The sequence below is a fragment of the Microbacterium sp. BE35 genome (assembly GCF_031457705.1).
In the GTDB taxonomy this organism is placed as follows: domain Bacteria; phylum Actinomycetota; class Actinomycetes; order Actinomycetales; family Microbacteriaceae; genus Microbacterium; species Microbacterium trichothecenolyticum.
Genome location: NZ_JAVDXD010000001.1, coordinates 1,161,307 through 1,177,574, shown reverse-complemented (window position 1 = coordinate 1,177,574; position 16,268 = coordinate 1,161,307). Strand labels below are relative to the sequence as shown.

The 16,268-nt window shown below is 65.6% G+C and carries 11 protein-coding genes and 1 pseudogene; 7 read left to right on the top strand and 5 right to left on the bottom strand.

What is annotated here, in order from left to right:
- The first annotated feature begins 195 nt into the window (after positions 1-195).
- Positions 196-888, top strand: coding sequence for an ATP-binding cassette domain-containing protein (locus J2Y46_RS05180; RefSeq protein ID WP_310240728.1), 693 nt, complete (start codon positions 196-198; stop codon positions 886-888).
- Complete coding sequence (locus J2Y46_RS05175; protein WP_310240726.1) at positions 885-1,901, top strand: ABC transporter permease; 1,017 nt, start codon at positions 885-887, stop codon at positions 1,899-1,901. The genes J2Y46_RS05180 and J2Y46_RS05175 overlap by 4 nt, the downstream gene beginning before the upstream one ends.
- A 321-nt stretch (positions 1,902-2,222) precedes the next feature.
- Here J2Y46_RS05175 and J2Y46_RS05170 read toward each other — a convergent pair whose 3' ends face one another.
- The gene (locus tag J2Y46_RS05170; protein ID WP_310240724.1) at positions 2,223-3,326 is read right to left on the bottom strand and encodes a helix-turn-helix domain-containing protein; all 1,104 of its coding nucleotides are present in this window, start codon (positions 3,324-3,326) and stop codon (positions 2,223-2,225) included.
- 33 nt (positions 3,327-3,359) lie between these two features.
- On the opposite strand from J2Y46_RS05170, the gene J2Y46_RS05165 reads away from it, so the two are divergent.
- The 5 genes and pseudogenes from J2Y46_RS05165 to J2Y46_RS20670 all read left to right on the top strand — a co-directional run.
- Positions 3,360-4,373 carry an alpha/beta hydrolase gene (locus J2Y46_RS05165; RefSeq protein ID WP_310240722.1) on the top strand — a complete coding sequence of 338 codons (1,014 nt, stop codon included), beginning with the start codon at positions 3,360-3,362 and terminating at the stop codon, positions 4,371-4,373.
- Between the two features lie 146 nt (positions 4,374-4,519).
- On the top strand, positions 4,520-5,506 hold the full coding sequence (locus J2Y46_RS05160; protein WP_310240719.1) for an alpha/beta hydrolase: 987 nt from the start codon (positions 4,520-4,522) through the stop codon (positions 5,504-5,506).
- A gap of 262 nt (positions 5,507-5,768) precedes the next feature.
- The gene (locus J2Y46_RS05155) at positions 5,769-7,160 is read left to right on the top strand and encodes a mannitol dehydrogenase family protein (RefSeq protein WP_310240717.1); all 1,392 of its coding nucleotides are present in this window, start codon (positions 5,769-5,771) and stop codon (positions 7,158-7,160) included.
- Complete coding sequence (locus J2Y46_RS05150; RefSeq protein WP_310240715.1) at positions 7,157-8,110, top strand: PfkB family carbohydrate kinase; 954 nt, start codon at positions 7,157-7,159, stop codon at positions 8,108-8,110. Before J2Y46_RS05155 ends, J2Y46_RS05150 begins: the two co-directional genes overlap by 4 nt.
- A gap of 591 nt (positions 8,111-8,701) precedes the next feature.
- Positions 8,702-8,797: pseudogene (locus tag J2Y46_RS20670) on the top strand (translation initiation factor IF-2 N-terminal domain-containing protein); the annotation flags it as partial.
- Between the two features lie 1,067 nt (positions 8,798-9,864).
- Here J2Y46_RS20670 and J2Y46_RS05140 read toward each other — a convergent pair.
- The 4 genes from J2Y46_RS05140 to J2Y46_RS05125 form a co-directional block, all read right to left on the bottom strand.
- Complete coding sequence (locus J2Y46_RS05140; RefSeq protein WP_310240713.1) at positions 9,865-11,331, bottom strand: aldehyde dehydrogenase; 1,467 nt, start codon at positions 11,329-11,331, stop codon at positions 9,865-9,867.
- A gap of 64 nt (positions 11,332-11,395) precedes the next feature.
- A complete protein-coding gene (locus J2Y46_RS05135; protein ID WP_310240711.1) occupies positions 11,396-13,978 on the bottom strand; it encodes an ATP-binding cassette domain-containing protein in 2,583 nt (860 codons plus the stop codon).
- 18 nt (positions 13,979-13,996) lie between these two features.
- A complete protein-coding gene (locus J2Y46_RS05130) occupies positions 13,997-15,118 on the bottom strand; it encodes a substrate-binding domain-containing protein (RefSeq protein ID WP_310240709.1) in 1,122 nt (373 codons plus the stop codon).
- A complete protein-coding gene (locus J2Y46_RS05125; RefSeq protein WP_310240707.1) occupies positions 15,115-16,200 on the bottom strand; it encodes an ABC transporter permease in 1,086 nt (361 codons plus the stop codon). The genes J2Y46_RS05130 and J2Y46_RS05125 overlap by 4 nt, the downstream gene beginning before the upstream one ends.
- Positions 16,201-16,268: the final 68 nt, after the last annotated feature.

Below are 16,268 nucleotides of genomic sequence, written 5' to 3'. Positions count from 1 at the left end.
AGTCCCCGGGCCCGCCCCGTCTCCGCTCCACCAATCCAAGTAACCCAACCTGAGGCAACAACAATGTCCCCTGATCCCAAGCCGGAACCGTACACGAGCAAGCTCCCGCCGCACGCGACGATTGGCGCCGCCGCCCCGATTCTCGAACTGCGGGGCGTTCGCAAATCCTTCGGGCCCGTTGACGCCCTCCAGCACGTGGACTTCGCCGCGTACCCGGGCGAAGTGCACGCCATCGTCGGCGATAACGGCGCCGGGAAATCGACAATGATCAAGATCATCACCGGCATCCACCGCGGCGATGCTGGCGAGATCCTGATCGACGGGAAGCCGATGGAGCTCCGCCATGACGCCTCGGAGTCTCAGGAGCGCGGCATCGCCGTCGTCTACCAGGATCTGGCGCTGGTCGAGTGCCTCGACATCTCGACCAACATGGCCCTCGGCAACCTTCCTCGTCGGTGGGGAGTGGTTCTCGACCGCAAACGCATGGACCGTGAAGCCGCGACCGCTCTCCGCGACCTGAAGGCGCGCGTCGGCGACGTGCGCACCCCGGTCGGTCTCCTTTCCGGAGGGCAGCGCCAAGTCGTCGCGATCGCTCGAGCCGTCCGCATGGACAAACCGATCATCCTGCTTGACGAGCCCACCGCGGCGCTCGGCGTCCGCGAATCCGCCTACGTGGGCGACATGTTCGTCCAACTGCGCGAGGCCGGAAAGGCCGTGATCTGCGTCAGCCACGATCTCGAATTCGTGTTCAAACACGCCGACCGCATCACCGTTCTCCGCCTGGGACGGAGCATCGGAACCCGAAAGGTCTCGGAAGTCACCCGCGACGAGATCATCGCCATGATCACGGGTGCGACGCCCGGCGACTCGATGAAGGAAGCATCATGAGCATCACCCTCAACCCAGCACCGGAGACCGAAAAGGAGGCCGCGGACAACCGCGGCGCACGCATTGTCCGCGCAGTCCTCCTCCGTCAGGAGACGTGGCTGCTCGCCGTTGTCCTTCTCATCGCGGTCCTCACCACGCTGAAGAACCCGAACTTCCTGGACCCGGCGAACGTCACCGAGATCCTCCGCAGCAGCGTCATCTTCTTCATCATGGGGTGCGGTGCTGCACTGCTGGTGATCGGAGGCGGCCTGGACTTCTCGGTCGGCGCGGTGTTCACAATCAGCGCGCTCGTCGGCACGTCTCTAATCGCACAAGGGGTGTGGATCCCGATCGGAATCCTGGCGGCCATCGCCGTCGGCGCCCTGGCCGGCATCGTCAACCATCTCGTGGTGACGTACTGGCACGTCCCTCCCATCATCGCGACGCTCGGCACGTTCTTCATCGCTCTGGGGCTGAGCGCGCTCATCACCGGCGGTAACGACGTCGTACCCCTTCCGGCCGATTTCCTCAGGCTTGGGCAGGGATCGTTCCTATTTGTCCCGAACGTCATCTGGTATGCCCTCATCGTCGGCGCGATCTGCTGGTTCGTCCTCGAACGCACCAGGTTCGGCGTCAATGTGCGCGCCGTCGGCGGCAACCGGCAAGCGGCGATAGGCAACGGCCTCAAGGTCGTCCGCATCGACCTCACCCTCTACGTCGTCGCCGGTGTGACTGCGGCGATCGCCGGCATGATCTACTCGGCTCGTGTCGGCGCGGGCCAGGTCGAAGCCGGAGGGGCCCCGGTCACCCTGGTCGTCGTGACCAGCGTCCTGATCGGCGGCGTCAGCCTGCTGGGCGGTCTGGGGACGATCACGGGCGTCGCCGTGGGCGCGGTACTTCTGTCCACCATCGACAACGCCCTCGTGGTCGCGCAGATCCCGCCGCAGTTCAACAACATCATCGTGGGTGCGATCCTGATCGGCGCGGTCGCCGTCGACTACCTGCGCCGCAAGCAGCTCTACAAACCGCGGTAACGCAGAACATGCAGACGCTCGGCAGGGTTCCCTCCCTGCCGAGCGTCTGCGTGTTCTGCAATGATCACCCGTCGAGTTCCCCACGCGGTCCGTTTCACCGTCTCCGGATCGGTGCCGTCCGGGAAGCGCACGCGCGCAGCAGCCCGCTGGCGGCCTTCGCGTTCCTGGTGCAGCGTCAGCGCGAGCCAGGAGGGCAGCCGTGTCGCCATCGCTGAGGCCGCGGCGTGCCGCAGGTGTGCACCCGACGGAGGCGGCCGACTACACCGGACGCTCGGACGCGTCAGAGCCGGCCGCCGGAGTCGACCGACCACTCCGACGCCGTCATGTCCCGGAGCGGAACGTCCGCCAGAGCAGCAGGGCTAGCGCCGCACGCTCCCGACCGGACGCCGACGTCAGGTCGATGCCGATGAGTTCTCCGATCCGCTTGACGCGGGTCTGCAGGCTGCTGTGGTGGTAGTTGACTTCCCGGGCCGCGGCGCGAACGGAGTCGGCGTGCAGGAAGTGATCGAGGACGAGTATCGACTCGGCGCCGTTCGGCGCTGCGGCGACGTGTTCGATCCGGGCGACGTCGGGATGGGCGCCCACCACCGCGGAATCCAGTTTCCCGAGGAGCTGGATGACCCCGAGGCTGTCGGCGTTGAGCAGACGCGGCCAGCTCGCCCCAGCGCCTGCGAACCTGAGCGCCTCGCGCGCCCCGGTCCAGGACCGTGGCGCATCCAGCACGTCGACGATCGGTCCCGAGGCCCCTCGGCCCTTGAGATCGACGGGGGCCCAGTCAATCGGCTCTCGCGTGACGACGACCAGCAGGATGAGGTGCCGGGACAGCTCTGCGAGGTAGGTGGGTCGCAGCCACTGATTGCGCAGCCGCACCGGCAGGTCTTCGAGTTCGTCGTCCGCATCCGGCTCGAGCGCGACGAGCTGCACGGAACTACCGGCCTGCAGTCCCATGAGCTGTGCGGCACGGGACCGCTCTGCCTCGCTCGCGCGCTCATTGACGAGAAGTTGGGCAAGCGCCGGGTCTGAGAACCCGTGCGCGAGCTCGAACTCGGTGTTCGGACGCTCGCGGTCGATGACGGCCGACGCGGTCAGAGCGAACCGCTCGACGATGAACTCATCCAACTCCAGGGCGTCCCCGTCGCGCTCGAGCCATACCGTCCCGCCTTCACCGCTATCCGTGGCGAGCGGCGCGCGTACGCTCGGTCTGCCACCGGTGCCCAGCATCGTCCCCTCGGGAGCAAACCGGACGAAGAGGCCACGGTCGGGGAGTTGCAGACCAGCGGGGCAGTCCGCGATCAGGGCGGTCGCGCGGACCACCGATTCGAAATCCGGCTTGTTGCTACCCAGCTGGTCGAAGTACGCGACCACCCGTAGCGCTCGCTCGCCGGCCGCGTCGACGTTGAGCAACTTGAGCATGAGCCCCTGCACAGCTCGATGGTACGACCTGCCGAGCCAATTGGCGTGGCCAAGTGGCCGCCGGTTGGGTTCAATCCGCGCCAATTGGCTCCCGATGGGGCGGACGTCGACTTGCAGAATGGAGACGTGACGATCGATTCGCAACTGCGGCTGGACCCTGAGCTGGCGGCGATCGCGGTGCTGCTTCCCAACTTCGATCTCTCCGATGCTCCCGGGTCGCGTGTTCTCGAGGAACTTCTGCTTGCGCAGGGGCGCAAGCCGCTGGCCGGCGTCACGAGCACGGACACCGTCGTTCCGCGTCGTGATGCTGGCGAAATCCCCGTCCGCATCTACCGCCCGCCGATTCGGGGAGCGCTGCCGGCGGTTCTGTACTTCCACGGCGGTGCGTTCATCCTCGGCGGCCTGTCGACAGAGGATGACCGATGCGAGCTGTACGCGAGAGATGTCGAGTGCGTGGTCGTGGCGGTCGACTACCGTCTCGCGCCGGAGCACCCGTTCCCCGCTGCCTTCTTCGACTGCCTCGACGTTCTCCGGTGGATGCGCGACCACGCCGCACAGCTGCGGATCGACCCTCGGCGGATCGCGGTGGGCGGAAACAGCGCCGGCGGCGCGCTGGCCGCGTCGGTGGCGCTCGAGTCCCGTAAGGCCGACGTGCCGTCGTTGGTTCACCAGCTCCTGGTTAACCCGGTTCTCGACCACCGCAGCCGGACCAGGTCCATGCAGGTGTTCACGTCGACGCCGGCGTGGAGTCGCGACAACAACGTGCTCATGTGGGACAGCTATCTCGACGGCAAAGAGCCGACGGACGAGCGCGCGGTGCCCGCGCTCGTCACCGATGTCGTCGGAGCGCCGGCAGCGTCCATCTGGCTCGCCGAGTACGACCCGCTGCGCGACGAGGGCTACGAGTACGCTGCGCGGCTTATGGCGGCGGGCGTGTCGGTGGGACTGTGCCAGTACCCGGGCACGATCCACGGGTTCGACGGATACCGGATGACGAAGATCGGGCAACGCGCCCTGCAGGACCAAGTGACAGCGCTCCGCCGCGCTTTTCGCACTTGACATCCGACACTCGAACCTTGGCGCGCCGTCAACGCGCCATTCGGTGGTCTCGCGCAGGCCAATGCCCGCCGAACGGCGGGCGCCGCCGCACGCCATCCCCCCTACGGTCGAATGCAGAAGCTCTACCGCGCGATGTAGGAGGACGGGTGGCATTTCGGACGCTGGTCGATGGTGACCTAGCTGTATTGCTGGAGGATGCCCCACGGCATCTGATCGCCGACCTGGACCTCCCCGTCGAGCAACTGAGAGAGGGAGCACGGGCCGACAACGCCTGGTTGCGGGGCGAGATCGACGATTCGCTTTCCGGCGTCCGCTCCCGCGACGAGGTCCTCGACGGCGTTCCTGTGCGCTGGTACGGCCCAGACCTCACGGCGTCGGATGATGTGATCGTCTTCCTCCACGGCGGCGGCTGGATGGTGGGCGACCTAGATTCCTACGATCCCGACGTGAGGCGCCTTGCCAATCGGCTGGGTTGCTCTGTGGTCGCGGTCGACTACCGCCGAACCCCGGAGCATCCGTTTCCCGCCGCCCTCGACGACTGCGTCGCCGTCATCCGTCGAGTGGCGAGCATGCCCCACCGCGGTCTGGCAGTCGCCGGCGACAGCGCTGGCGGAAACCTCGCGTTGGGCGCCTGCGTCGCGCTCTCGGACGATGGAGGCATCGACGCCGCGCTGGCGTTGTATCCGGTGGTCGATCCTGGAGCCCTCGGAAACTCTTCGTACCTGATCAACGGCGCGGGCTTCCTTCTCACGACCGACGCGATGAGTCACTACTGGCGCCACTACATCGCGACCGAGTCTTCCTCGCGAGATCCGCGCCTGAACCTCGCCGTGGCTGACCTCGACGGGTTTCCTGCGACCGTTATCACGAGCGCCGACTACGACCCGCTTCGAGACGAGGCACGCGACTTCGCCACACGCCTCGCCGCCGCCGACGTCGACGTCACCTACCTGCCGCAACCTGGCCTGACGCACGGTTTCCAGCAGATGGTCCCACGGATCCCCGCCGCAACCCGTGCCCTCGATGCCGTGTACGACGCGTTGGCGGCGACCCTTCGACGTTCGGTCGCGCGTCGACCGGCCGCAGCACATGGCGATGCGGTAGGCGTGAGCCTGATCACCGCAGCTAGCTGAACAGACCCCACACGGCGGCGGCCCGGCAACGCGTCGTTCACGCCGGCGCTCAGGCAGCCGCGGCCGCCGGGGGCGCTTCGCCAAACGGCGGGAAATCGGACGGGTCTGCCGCCAGAGCGACATATCCGACCTCCCGACGGCCGCCTACCTTGATCACTTGCCAGTTCGATTTCGACAGAACGAGGTCTCATCGATGAGGACTATCTTCCCCGCCGGGCTCACGCCCGGACCGCAGTATGCACGTACCGATCTGAGGGTCGGGATGGTGCACTTCGGGCTGGGTAATTTTCATCGGGCGCACCAGGCGATGTACCTGGACCGGTTGATGAACGACGGTCAAGCGCTCGACTGGGCGATCTGTGGTGTCGGGGTGATGCCGGGAGACACCCGGATGCGCGACGCGATGCACGAGCAGGACAACCTTTACACGCTCGTGCTCAAGCACACCGACGGGTACATCGAACGGCGCATCGTCGGCTCAATCGCGGAGTACCTGTATGCCCCCGACGATCCGCAGGCGGTCATCGAAAGGCTCAGCGACCCGGCGACCCGGATCGTCTCGCTGACCGTCACCGAAGGCGGCTACAACATCGACCACCTCTCCGGCCGATTCGATCTCACCAATCCGCGCATAGCCTACGATCTCGCCCATCCCGACACACCCGTCACCGTATTCGGACTCGTCGTGGCGGCGCTGAGGCGACGGCGGGAAGATGGCACCCTCCCGTTCACGATCATGTCCTGCGACAACGTCCAGTCAAATGGCGAGGTCGCCAAACGGAGTTTCCTCGCGTTCGCCGCCGCGGTCGATCCTGGGCTCGCCGCCTGGATGCAAGACGAGGTGAGCTTCCCGAGTTCCATGGTCGACCGCATCACGCCGGCGACGACCGACGCCGACCGGGCGCTGGTCCGAGACCGCTTCGGAATCCCCGACGATTGGCCCGTCGTCGCGGAGCCGTTCGCGCAGTGGGTCCTCGAAGACAACTTCCCGGCTGGCCGCCCGCCGTTCCAGGACGCCGGCGTACAGCTGGTCGACCACGTCGAACCCTACGAATTGATGAAGCTGCGCCTACTGAACGCGTCCCACCAGGCGATGGCGTACTTCGGCGCTCTCCTCGGTTACAAGTACGCCCACGAGGCCGCCGCCGACCCGCTCATCCGCCGGCTGCTGCAGAGGTACATGGATGAAGAAGCGACGCCGACCCTGCGGCCAGTACCCGGAATCGACCTCGAGCAATACAAGGCCACACTGTTGGAGCGATTCGCGAACCCCGAGATCCGCGACACTCTCGAGCGGCTTTGCACGGACGCGTCGGACCGCATCCCCGTCTTCCTCCTGCCCGTGGTGCGAGAGAACCTGGAAGCGAATCGCTCGGTGGCGCTGTCCGCCGCGATCGTGGCGAGTTGGGCTAGATTTGCCGAGGGGACCGACATCCGCGGCGAGAAGCACACCCTCGTGGACCCGCTGGCGCAGCAACTGGCCGCCGCCGCACGTCGCCAACGAAGACGACCCCTCGCATTCCTCGAGCAACCCACGGTGTTCGGGGATCTCGTCGACGACTACGCATTCACAGCGCCATTCCTGGAGGCGTTGACGACGATCCACGCCGACGGCGTGCGGGCGGCGCTGCAGAGAATCGTCGGTGCGTCGTGACCAATTCAACAGCGGCGTGGGTGATCGGCGAGTCCGTCATCGACATCATGCGCACCTCGGACAGGATGACCAGCGCCTACGGCGGCAGCCCCCGCAACGTCGCATTCGGGCTAGCGCGCCTGGGAGTCCCCACCCGATTCAGCACCCGTATCGGACTTGACCGTGCGGGAGGTCACCTGCTGCGGGATCTGGAGGCCGCGGGAGTCCACGTAGCGGCCTCATCGCTGAGCAGTTCGCGCACGTCCACCGCGATCGCACACCTCGACGACGCCGGCGACGCCGCATACGAGTTCGACGTGGACTGGCAATGGCGGCAGGAGCCCGCCCCGACGGGCATTACGATCGCGCACACCGGCTCCATCGCCACGGCTCTCGCTCCGGGCGCCGAACAGGTGCTCGCAACATTCGCCGACCTGCGCGCGCGCGGTGCGGATGCCCCGCTGCTCTCCTTCGACCCGAACGTCCGACCTTCGCTCATGGACTCGGCGGCCCTAACACGAGAGCGGGTTGCCGCGTTCACCGAACTGGTCGACGTGGTGAAGATGAGCCACGAAGATGCCGCATGGCTGCACCCCCGAGCGACCGTGGACGAAGTCGTCGCCATCTACCTACAGGCGGGCGCTCGGCTGGTCGTGGTGACGCTAGGCGCCCGCGGCTGTGTGCTATCGACGCGCGGGGAGACGATCAGCATGCCCGCACTGCCTGTGCAGGTGGTCGACACGATCGGCGGCGGCGACGCGTTCATGTCGGGGATGCTCTACGCCCTTCTGCACGCCGACCTCCAGGGCGCTCTTCGCAGTGAAACGATGACGCCGACCCACGCAGATTACATCGCACGGACAGCGCTGGCTTCTGCCCGTGCCACCGTCGCCCGCGCCGGTGCAGTACCGCCGACGCTCGCCGAACTCGGACTCGATGCCCGCACTCCAGCCGAGTCGGCTGTCGGCTGAGGACCTTCGTACCCGGCCCTGATGGTTCGCACCGACCCACCCCGGTAGACGGAGGATCATAGCTATCAGTCCAGGCGCCGGCTAGTGATCCGCCATGGTGTGCAGCACCAGCCCGTGGCAGCGGAGCTCGCAACTGTTCGGGGTGAGAATCGTCCCGCGCTTCCGGCGTTGCCCATCCGGGAACACCGTGGAGGGGGCTGAACGGCCAGAGACCTTTTTCCTGGACCAACTCGGTCTGGGAACTGACGTCCGGCGAAGTGGGACTGCGGACCGCTTCGTCGGCGGCACTGATCGGAGAAGTCGTGGCGCGCGGGTAGCGGGTGGGGTGGTGCGTGCCCCCCGGACGCGCACCACCCCGCCCGTCACGCCCGGCGGCGTCAGCTGACGCCGCCCCCGTCTGGCTGCCGCCGGAGCCATCCCCCGCAGCTCGCGGAGCGGCCACACGTCCGGTTGCCAGTGCGGACTCCGGGAACACCGCTCGTGTCATCGCGGGGCGATCGAGGTCACTTACATCAGACTGATCTGGGCCGACGCGCTGCAGCGGAGTCCATGAACAACGCGTGACAACGGCGCTGATAACTGGGGAGGACCATGGCGAAGATACGGGTGCACGAACTCGCCACCGAGCTCAGCGTCGACGCCAAGGTCGTGTTGGATCGGCTGCGAGAGCTCGGCGAATACGTCAAGAGTCCCTCGTCGACGATTGAGGCGCCCGTCGCGCGAAAGGTGCGGGCGTCGTACGGTGCGACGGCGCCGCGTCCCGGAGCCCCGCGGCCGCCCGCGCTGCGCCGTGAACATCTCGATCCGCACGTGGATCGGCCAGGATTCGATCCCAGCGCACCCTCCGCGCGACAGCACGGGTGGAGGTCCGGTGCCGTGCCCGCACCGCAGCATCCGGACTTGCTAGCGAACATCGAACGCGTCCGCTACAAGTACCCGGCCCTCCGCGATCACATCGACGCGCTCCGCAGCCTGGGCTCCCAAGTGGTCTATGCAGGATTCTGTCGTCAGGACGGATTCCGCGATTGCGCCATCGTCCACGTCCGATTCAGTGGGGCGATCGAGGCGGTGTTCGGATTCACCCGGGACCTGATGATCTTCTACAGCCCCGACGAAGACATGCAGGGCCGCACCTTCCAGGCAGCGGCACGTGAGCTCGGCGCCGGCGGCCGCTCGGTCACGCCTGACATCTTCTTCATGTGGTCACCTGATCAACGACTGCGGATCAAGCTCAACGACTGGTCTCGGCCGGCGAAGCTCGCCATCCCACTGCTGATCGACGATGAGGACGAGCTCGCGCTCATCACGCTGCTGCGTGACTACATCTACGCACGAGACTTGTTCTACATGACCACACCGGTCTCCGGTGCAAGTTTCTTCGGCCGGCGGACGCTGCTGCAGTCACTGCGCGATGACGTGTTCAACCAGCGGGTCACCGGTGTGTTCGGGCTTCGCAAGTCGGGGAAGACGAGCATCCTGATGCAGTTGAATCAAGAACCGACATCCCATCGACCGGATCAAACAATGGTCGAGGTCAGCACAGCTGAGCCTGCCGGCACTGCCGTCATGCGCAGTCGCTATCGAAGTGGTGGTTCACCCGCAAGCCTGCACATCGACCTCGCCTCGGATCTCGTCGCTGGTGCACACCACAGCCGCGGAGTACTGAGGCGAACTCAGCCGATCCCCCGACGGCCAGCGTCAGAGCACGGGCCCGCTGCAGGTCAGCAACCTTGGCGTGGCATAGCGCCGCAGCGTCATCCCATGGCCATTGGATCCCGATCGGCACCGGTGGTCTCCAGCCACACCGACTTGACCTCGGTGTACTCGTGCATTGCATCCGTACCGTTCTCGCGGCCGATTCCGCTTCGCTTGGTCCCACCGAAGGGCACGGCTGGGGATGCGACGCGGTAACTGTTCACCCATACCGTGCCGGCTTCCAATGCCGCGGCAACACGATGGACGCGACGAATGTCATTCGTCCAAACCCCAGAAGCGAGTCCGTACTCGCTGGTGTTCGCCAACTGCAGGGCTTCCTCTTCGGTGCTGAAGGGCAGGATGATCACCACCGGCCCGAACACTTCCTCTCGGAGAATGTCCATCTCGTCGGATACGGCTGTCAGAACAGTGGGTCGAATGAAGTCGCCCTGCAGTGTGTGATCGCGTCCTCCGCCGCACTCAACGACCGCGCCCTGCGCTCGAGCAGTCTCCAGCAGCGAAAGCACCTTCTCGAATTGCGGTCGCGTGGAGATCGGCCCTACTTCGGTCGCGTCGTCTTTCGGGTCTCCCAACCGGATTCCCTCGGCTCGCTTTGTCATTCGCGCGACCACTTTCGGGTAGATCGCTCGGTCGACGTACACCCGCGCCCCCGCGTGGCACATCTGACCTGCGGCCGCGAATACTCCGGCGGTGAGTCCTTCAACGACAGCGTCCAGGTCGGCGTCGGCGAAGACGAGCTGCGCGGACTTACCGCCCAGCTCGAGGGACACTTGTTTCACGGAGGCAGCTGCAGCCTTGCTGATGGCGATGCCAGTCGCTGTCGAGCCCGTGAAGGCGATCCGCGAGACTAGGGGGTGCGTTACCAACGCAGCTCCGGTCTCTCGGGAAGAACTGGCGACAACATTGAAGACGCCTGGCGGGAACCCGGCTTCTCCGAAGAGTCTTGCCAATGCGATCATGGACGCCGGAGTGAACTCGGACGGCTTTGCCACGAACGTGCACCCGGCGGCCAGGGCGGGCGCGATCTTGTACATGCCGAGGATCAGCGGCGCGTTCCAAGGCAGCACCCCGGCCACTACGCCCAGCGGTTCTCGAAGCGTGTAGACGAGGTGGTCCGGGTGAGCATCCGGAATCGTCTGCCCGGAGATCTTGTCGGCGAGGCCTCCGAAATACCGGAGCCAGACCGGCAGCAGTCGAATCTGCGACTCCGCGTCGCGACGGAGTTTTCCGTTGTCGCGAACCTCGATTTCAGCAAGGGTTTCCACGTCTCGTTCGACGAGATCCGCCAGTCGTACCATCAGTCGACCACGGTCTGCACCGGGCATTCGTCGCCAAGTGCCCTCGAACGCGGACCGGGCGGCACGAACCGCACGATCCACGTCTTCGGGTCCGGCGTTAGAGATCGTCGCCCAGGGAGCGCCGGTGTAAGGGTCGGTCGACTCGAACTGAGCGTCACCGTCTGCCGGCACTTCTCGACCGTTGATATAGAGCCCGAAATGGGGCATTCTCAACCTCTCCGCAAACCCACGGTTACGCGTGTAGCTGTGACGCCACTACGTGCTGACCTCATTACTGTCTGGCGTGCTCAGCCGCCATCGCTGCAGCTCTGCTGGGTCGCGGACGTCGACTGAGGTCGAGACCCAGGGAGGCGCGGCGTCGCACGCTCTTCTGTCGGATACCCCAGACGACCGCAACGAGGATGATCGCAGCGCCCTTGATCGGCATTTGGAGGAACGCGTCCAGGCCCGTCAAGTTCATGAGATTGCCGAGAACCACCACAATCCCGACGCCGGCGAGCAGGCCACGAACGTTCCCTGCACCGCCGAGGATCGCAACCCCGCCAATCACCACCACAGCAAGCGCATCCAATTCCAGCCCCACGCCGCTGCTGGGGAGGCCTGCTCCCAAGCGTGCTGACAGGTGGAAGCCTGCAAGGCTCGCGAACATCCCGGAGGCAACGAACGCTGTCGAGACCACCAGGTTCGTGCGAATTCCGGACAGCCGCGACGCCCGGAGGTCTCCGCCCACGGCATACATGTGAAGCCCAACGGGTGTGCGTTTCAGTGCGAGACCGACGATGCCGAACACAACAAGCATGAGCAGGAACACCGTAGGAACGCCGAGAATGGTGGCGCTGTCCAGGCCCTGGAACGGCTTCGGCACGGGACCGATGCTATTCGGGTAGCGCCACACGATGATGCCGCGGAGAACGCTTGCCATGGCAAATGTGGCCAGCAGCGACGGCATCCCGAATCGGACCAATAGCGCGTTGACCAGACCGATGACGGCTCCGAGCGCAAGGGTCGCCGCGAGCGCGAGGGGCACGGGTACTCCTTGCATGAGGAGCTCAGCGCTGACCAGGTTGGATAGCCCGGTGATCGCCCCCACGCTCAGGTCGACATTGCCGGTGAGGACGACCAGCATCTCTCCAAGTCCGACAAGCCCTACGGTGACGCTCTGTCGGGCAAGGTTCTGGAAGTTCTCGGCCGAGAGAAAGCGTTCCGACCCGATCGACGCCAAGACGACGAGGGCGAAGAACGCGAGCCACGGGACAAATGAGCGGTCGGAGACGATCGCCTGCAGCGCAGACCGCCAGCCCGACCCCTTGGCGTCGCGAGGATTGACCACAACCGTGTTGGTCGTAGTGAGCAGCGGCGCCTCGGAATGCGAGGCCTCGTACACTGCCGCCTCCGAGACTTCGCTGTCGAACGAAGCTGCCGTGCGACCGTGATTCAGTACCTCGACGCGGTCACAAAGCCCCGCTATCTCGCGGAGATCGGTGCTCACGACCAGCACGCCTGCACCGCGGTCAGCCTCGGCGCGGATCAGTTGATAGAGCTCCTGCCGAGCGCCGACGTCCACGCCGCGTGTGGGTTCCTCCAGCACCAGGAAATCCGCACGCCCGTCGATGTTGCGCCCGACAAGGATCTTCTGCTGATTGCCGCCGGAAAGGAGAGCAATGTCCTCGGTGATATCGCCCGCCACGCCGAGACGACCGGACCATGTGGAGGCCAGGCGCGACTCGCGAACCCTGCTGAGGAAACGAAAGCCCAGGTTCCACGATGCCAAGCGGAGGTCGTGAACGGTCAGATTCTCGATGCCGCTGCGGCCAAGTGCGAGGCCCTCTCCCTTGCGATCGCCCGGAGCGAACCGCACAACCCGGCCACTGCGGCTGATCGTTCCGCCGGTAGGTCGAAGCACTCCAGCTGCGACGCGGCCGAGTTCGCGGTGCCCGGACCCGAGTAGACCGGTGACCCCGACGATCTCACCACGGCGGACGGCCAGGCTTGCCTTGCTCAGCCGCCGACCATAGGACACCGCGTCCGCGCGGAACACCTCTTCCTGCGCTGCGGTGCCGCTCGCGCGGTCAGGAAACAGCTCTTCGACTGGCTCGCCAAGCATGGCGAAGACGATTTCGCTGGCGCTGGACTTTTCCATGGACGTGCAGAGCACCACGTGGCCATTTCGAAGCACCGTTACACGATCCGCGAGACGCTCGATCTCGGTCAGGTGATGTGACACGTAGATGATCGCCAGACCCTCATCGCGGAGCTGTTCGATCACGGTGTAGAGCCGCAGTCGCTCGGTTTCGGTCAACGCCGCGGTCGGCTCGTCGAGAATCAGCACGCGGGCGTTCTGTGCGAGCGCGGCGCAGATCTCGATCGCCTGACGCTCGGCGACGTCGAGGCGGAACACGGGTGTGTCCGGGTCCATGTGCAGGCCCAGCCGGGCCAGCAGGACCTTCGACTGTCGGAGCATCGCCTGTCGGTCGAGCTGACCGGCGCGGCGCGGCTCGCGTCCGAGGAATAGGTTCTCGGCCACCGAGAGGTTCTCGATGACGGACAACTCTTGATGCACGATCGCGATACCTCGGTCGCGGGCATCGCGCACGGACTTGACCTCGATGGGTTCCTCGCCGAGCAGGATGGTGCCAGAGTCGGGCCGCACCTCGCCAACGAGAGTCTTGAGCAGCGTGCTCTTGCCCGCGCCGTTCTCACCCATCAAGGCGTGCACCTCGCCGGGGCGGACCGTAAGGTCCACCCCGTCGAGGACAACTGCTTGCCCGAACCGCTTCGTGATGCCCACCATCCGCACTGCGGGCGGCGTGGCTTCCGGCGCGGCCGAGACCGCACCCGTCAGTTCACTGAACACGGCTCTTCTTCCTTCTACTCAGGACTTGCAGAACGGGTCGAACTCGCACGGCATGTCGTTGTACCACCACTCGTCGGGCCGGTCGTCGTTCGCGTAGTCGCTGATGTTCGCGGAGAAGTCCTCCGGCGCCGCCCATCGGGCGACCTCGGTGGTCTTCATGACTTCCTCGCCGCGAAGGATCTTGGCGGCGGTGTCGACGGCGACGGCGCCGATCGAAACGGGGTAGGGCACCGTCATCGACGGCAGGTTGTTGTTCTTGTGGATCAGCATCCAACCGTTCGCGTCGTCACCGACCCACGCCTTCATCTGATCGACGAGCCCCGCGTCCTGGACCCCCTGGAAGACACCGATTCCAAGGTTGCCGCTAATGCCCAGCACTGCGTCGAGATCGGGGTGCGCCGTCAGAATGGCGGCGGTCATCTGGCGACCCTTGGTGGCGTCGTACTCCGCGTACTGGGTGTCGACGACCTCGATGTCCGGGTAGTTCTCGAGCACCTTCTTGTACGCGGTCTCAACGGCCACGGTGTGCCCGGTTCCAGGGATGCCCGAGACGATCGCGATCTTGCCCTTACCGCCCAGACGCTGGGCGACGTACTCCATCTGGTACGCGCCGAGTTCCGGGGCGTTCAGTGAGACGAAGGTGGTGTAGTCGTCGCAGTCGACTTCTCGCTCCTGGATGACGACGGGAATCCCCGCTGCCTCCGCCTTCGCGATCGACGGGCACAGCGCCTTGACGTCGGTCGCGGACAGGATGATCGCATCGACCTGCTGGGTGATCAGGTCGTCCATGTCGGCGATCTGCTTGGGCGTGGAGTCGTTCGCGTTCGTGTAGACCAGTTCAGCGTCTGGAATCTGGCTGATGGCGTACTCGGTTTCCGCCTTAGTCATGACACGCCACGAGTTGGAGAGCGAGGCGTCAGCGTATCCGATGACCAGCGGCTCACCCTCCGGCTTGACGAACTTGCTGGTGTCCACGACTTCGTCCGACCCCGCCTCGGGCTCGAGCGTCGGCGGCACGAAGTCCGCGTAGTAGTCCTCCGTCGGCTTGTCGTCAGCTGCCTGTGAGCTGGTCGTGCATCCTGCCAGCGCGACGACGCTTGCTAGCGCCAGTGTCAGCGCCGCAATCCGGGTTCCGTTCATTGTGCTGTGCCTCCTTGTAGTTTCTCCGTTGATAACTGGAGTCGGTGTTCTGATCGGATGCGCCGACGCACCCGCCACTTCCCGAATGCGGTACGCAAACGGTCGTATGCGAGAACGGCGACGATGATGATGAGCCCGCGGCCGACGTCCTGCGCTTCGAACGGCAGCCCGGCCACGATGAGAAGGTTCAGGATGACGCTCAGGGCGATAGCGCCGGCGGCGGCGGAGATCACACTGCCGCGGCCACCGGTAAGTGCGACGCCGCCAAGAACTGCCGCCGCGATTGCGACGAGCTCCATGCCGGTACCGATGTCCCCTCGCACCGATCCGGTCCAGGCGGCGTAGTACACGCCTGCGAGGCCGGCGAACGCACCGTTGACGGCGAATGCGGCGATGAGCGTGCGGTTCGCGTGCAGTCCCGCGAGAACAACCGCCCGCGGGTTGGCGCCGGTGAGCACGAGTCGGCGGCCGAAGACCGTGCGGTGGGCGAGGACATATGCGATCCCGACACCGAAGATGACCACGATCAGGACGCCGACCGCAAAGCCTCCGATTCGGGTTCCGGTGAGCCACGCCGTGAGCTCGTCCGGGATCCCGGATGCCGGGGCACCACCAGTCCAAACGTTGATCATGCCGCGAATGACCAGCATGCTTCCGAGAGTCACGACGAAGCTGGGAATGCCGAACGCTACGGTGACGACACCGTTGAACAGTCCCAGGAGCATGGCCACCAGAATGGCCAGCAGCGCCACAGGCACCGCCAGCGCTGCATCGTGATTCATGAAGTTGCCGCAGATCACGGCGCTGAAGCCCACGATCGATCCGACCGACAGGTCGATCTCACGTCCGAGAAGCACAAACGTCTGTCCTACCGCGAGCAGGATTGCGGGCGCGGCTCCGACGAGGATGTTGTTCAGGTTGCCGGGCGACGCGAAGTTCGGGTTGACGAATGCCCCGACCACGAGCAGCACAACCAGCAGATACCACACGCCTTCGATTGACGGGAAGCGGCGCTTCGCCTTCGTGGGGCTCGTCGAGACGTCCTGAGGACGTTCCGTCGTTCCCATGGCGCTCGTGCTCATTTGCCTGACCTCACTGTCGGGTTCGGGACCTTCAACGGTTCCCGCATTTGCAATGCTGTATTATAGAT

Coding starts and splice junctions, on each gene's coding strand:
- J2Y46_RS05175 (WP_310240726.1), top strand. CDS start 885: ATGAGCATCACCCTCAACCCAGCACCGGAGACCGAAAAGGAGGCCGCG.
- J2Y46_RS05130 (WP_310240709.1), bottom strand. CDS start 15,118: ATGAACGGAACCCGGATTGCGGCGCTGACACTGGCGCTAGCAAGCGTC.
- J2Y46_RS05155 (WP_310240717.1), top strand. CDS start 5,769: ATGGTGCACTTCGGGCTGGGTAATTTTCATCGGGCGCACCAGGCGATG.
- J2Y46_RS05125 (WP_310240707.1), bottom strand. CDS start 16,200: ATGAGCACGAGCGCCATGGGAACGACGGAACGTCCTCAGGACGTCTCG.
- J2Y46_RS05140 (WP_310240713.1), bottom strand. CDS start 11,331: ATGCCCCATTTCGGGCTCTATATCAACGGTCGAGAAGTGCCGGCAGAC.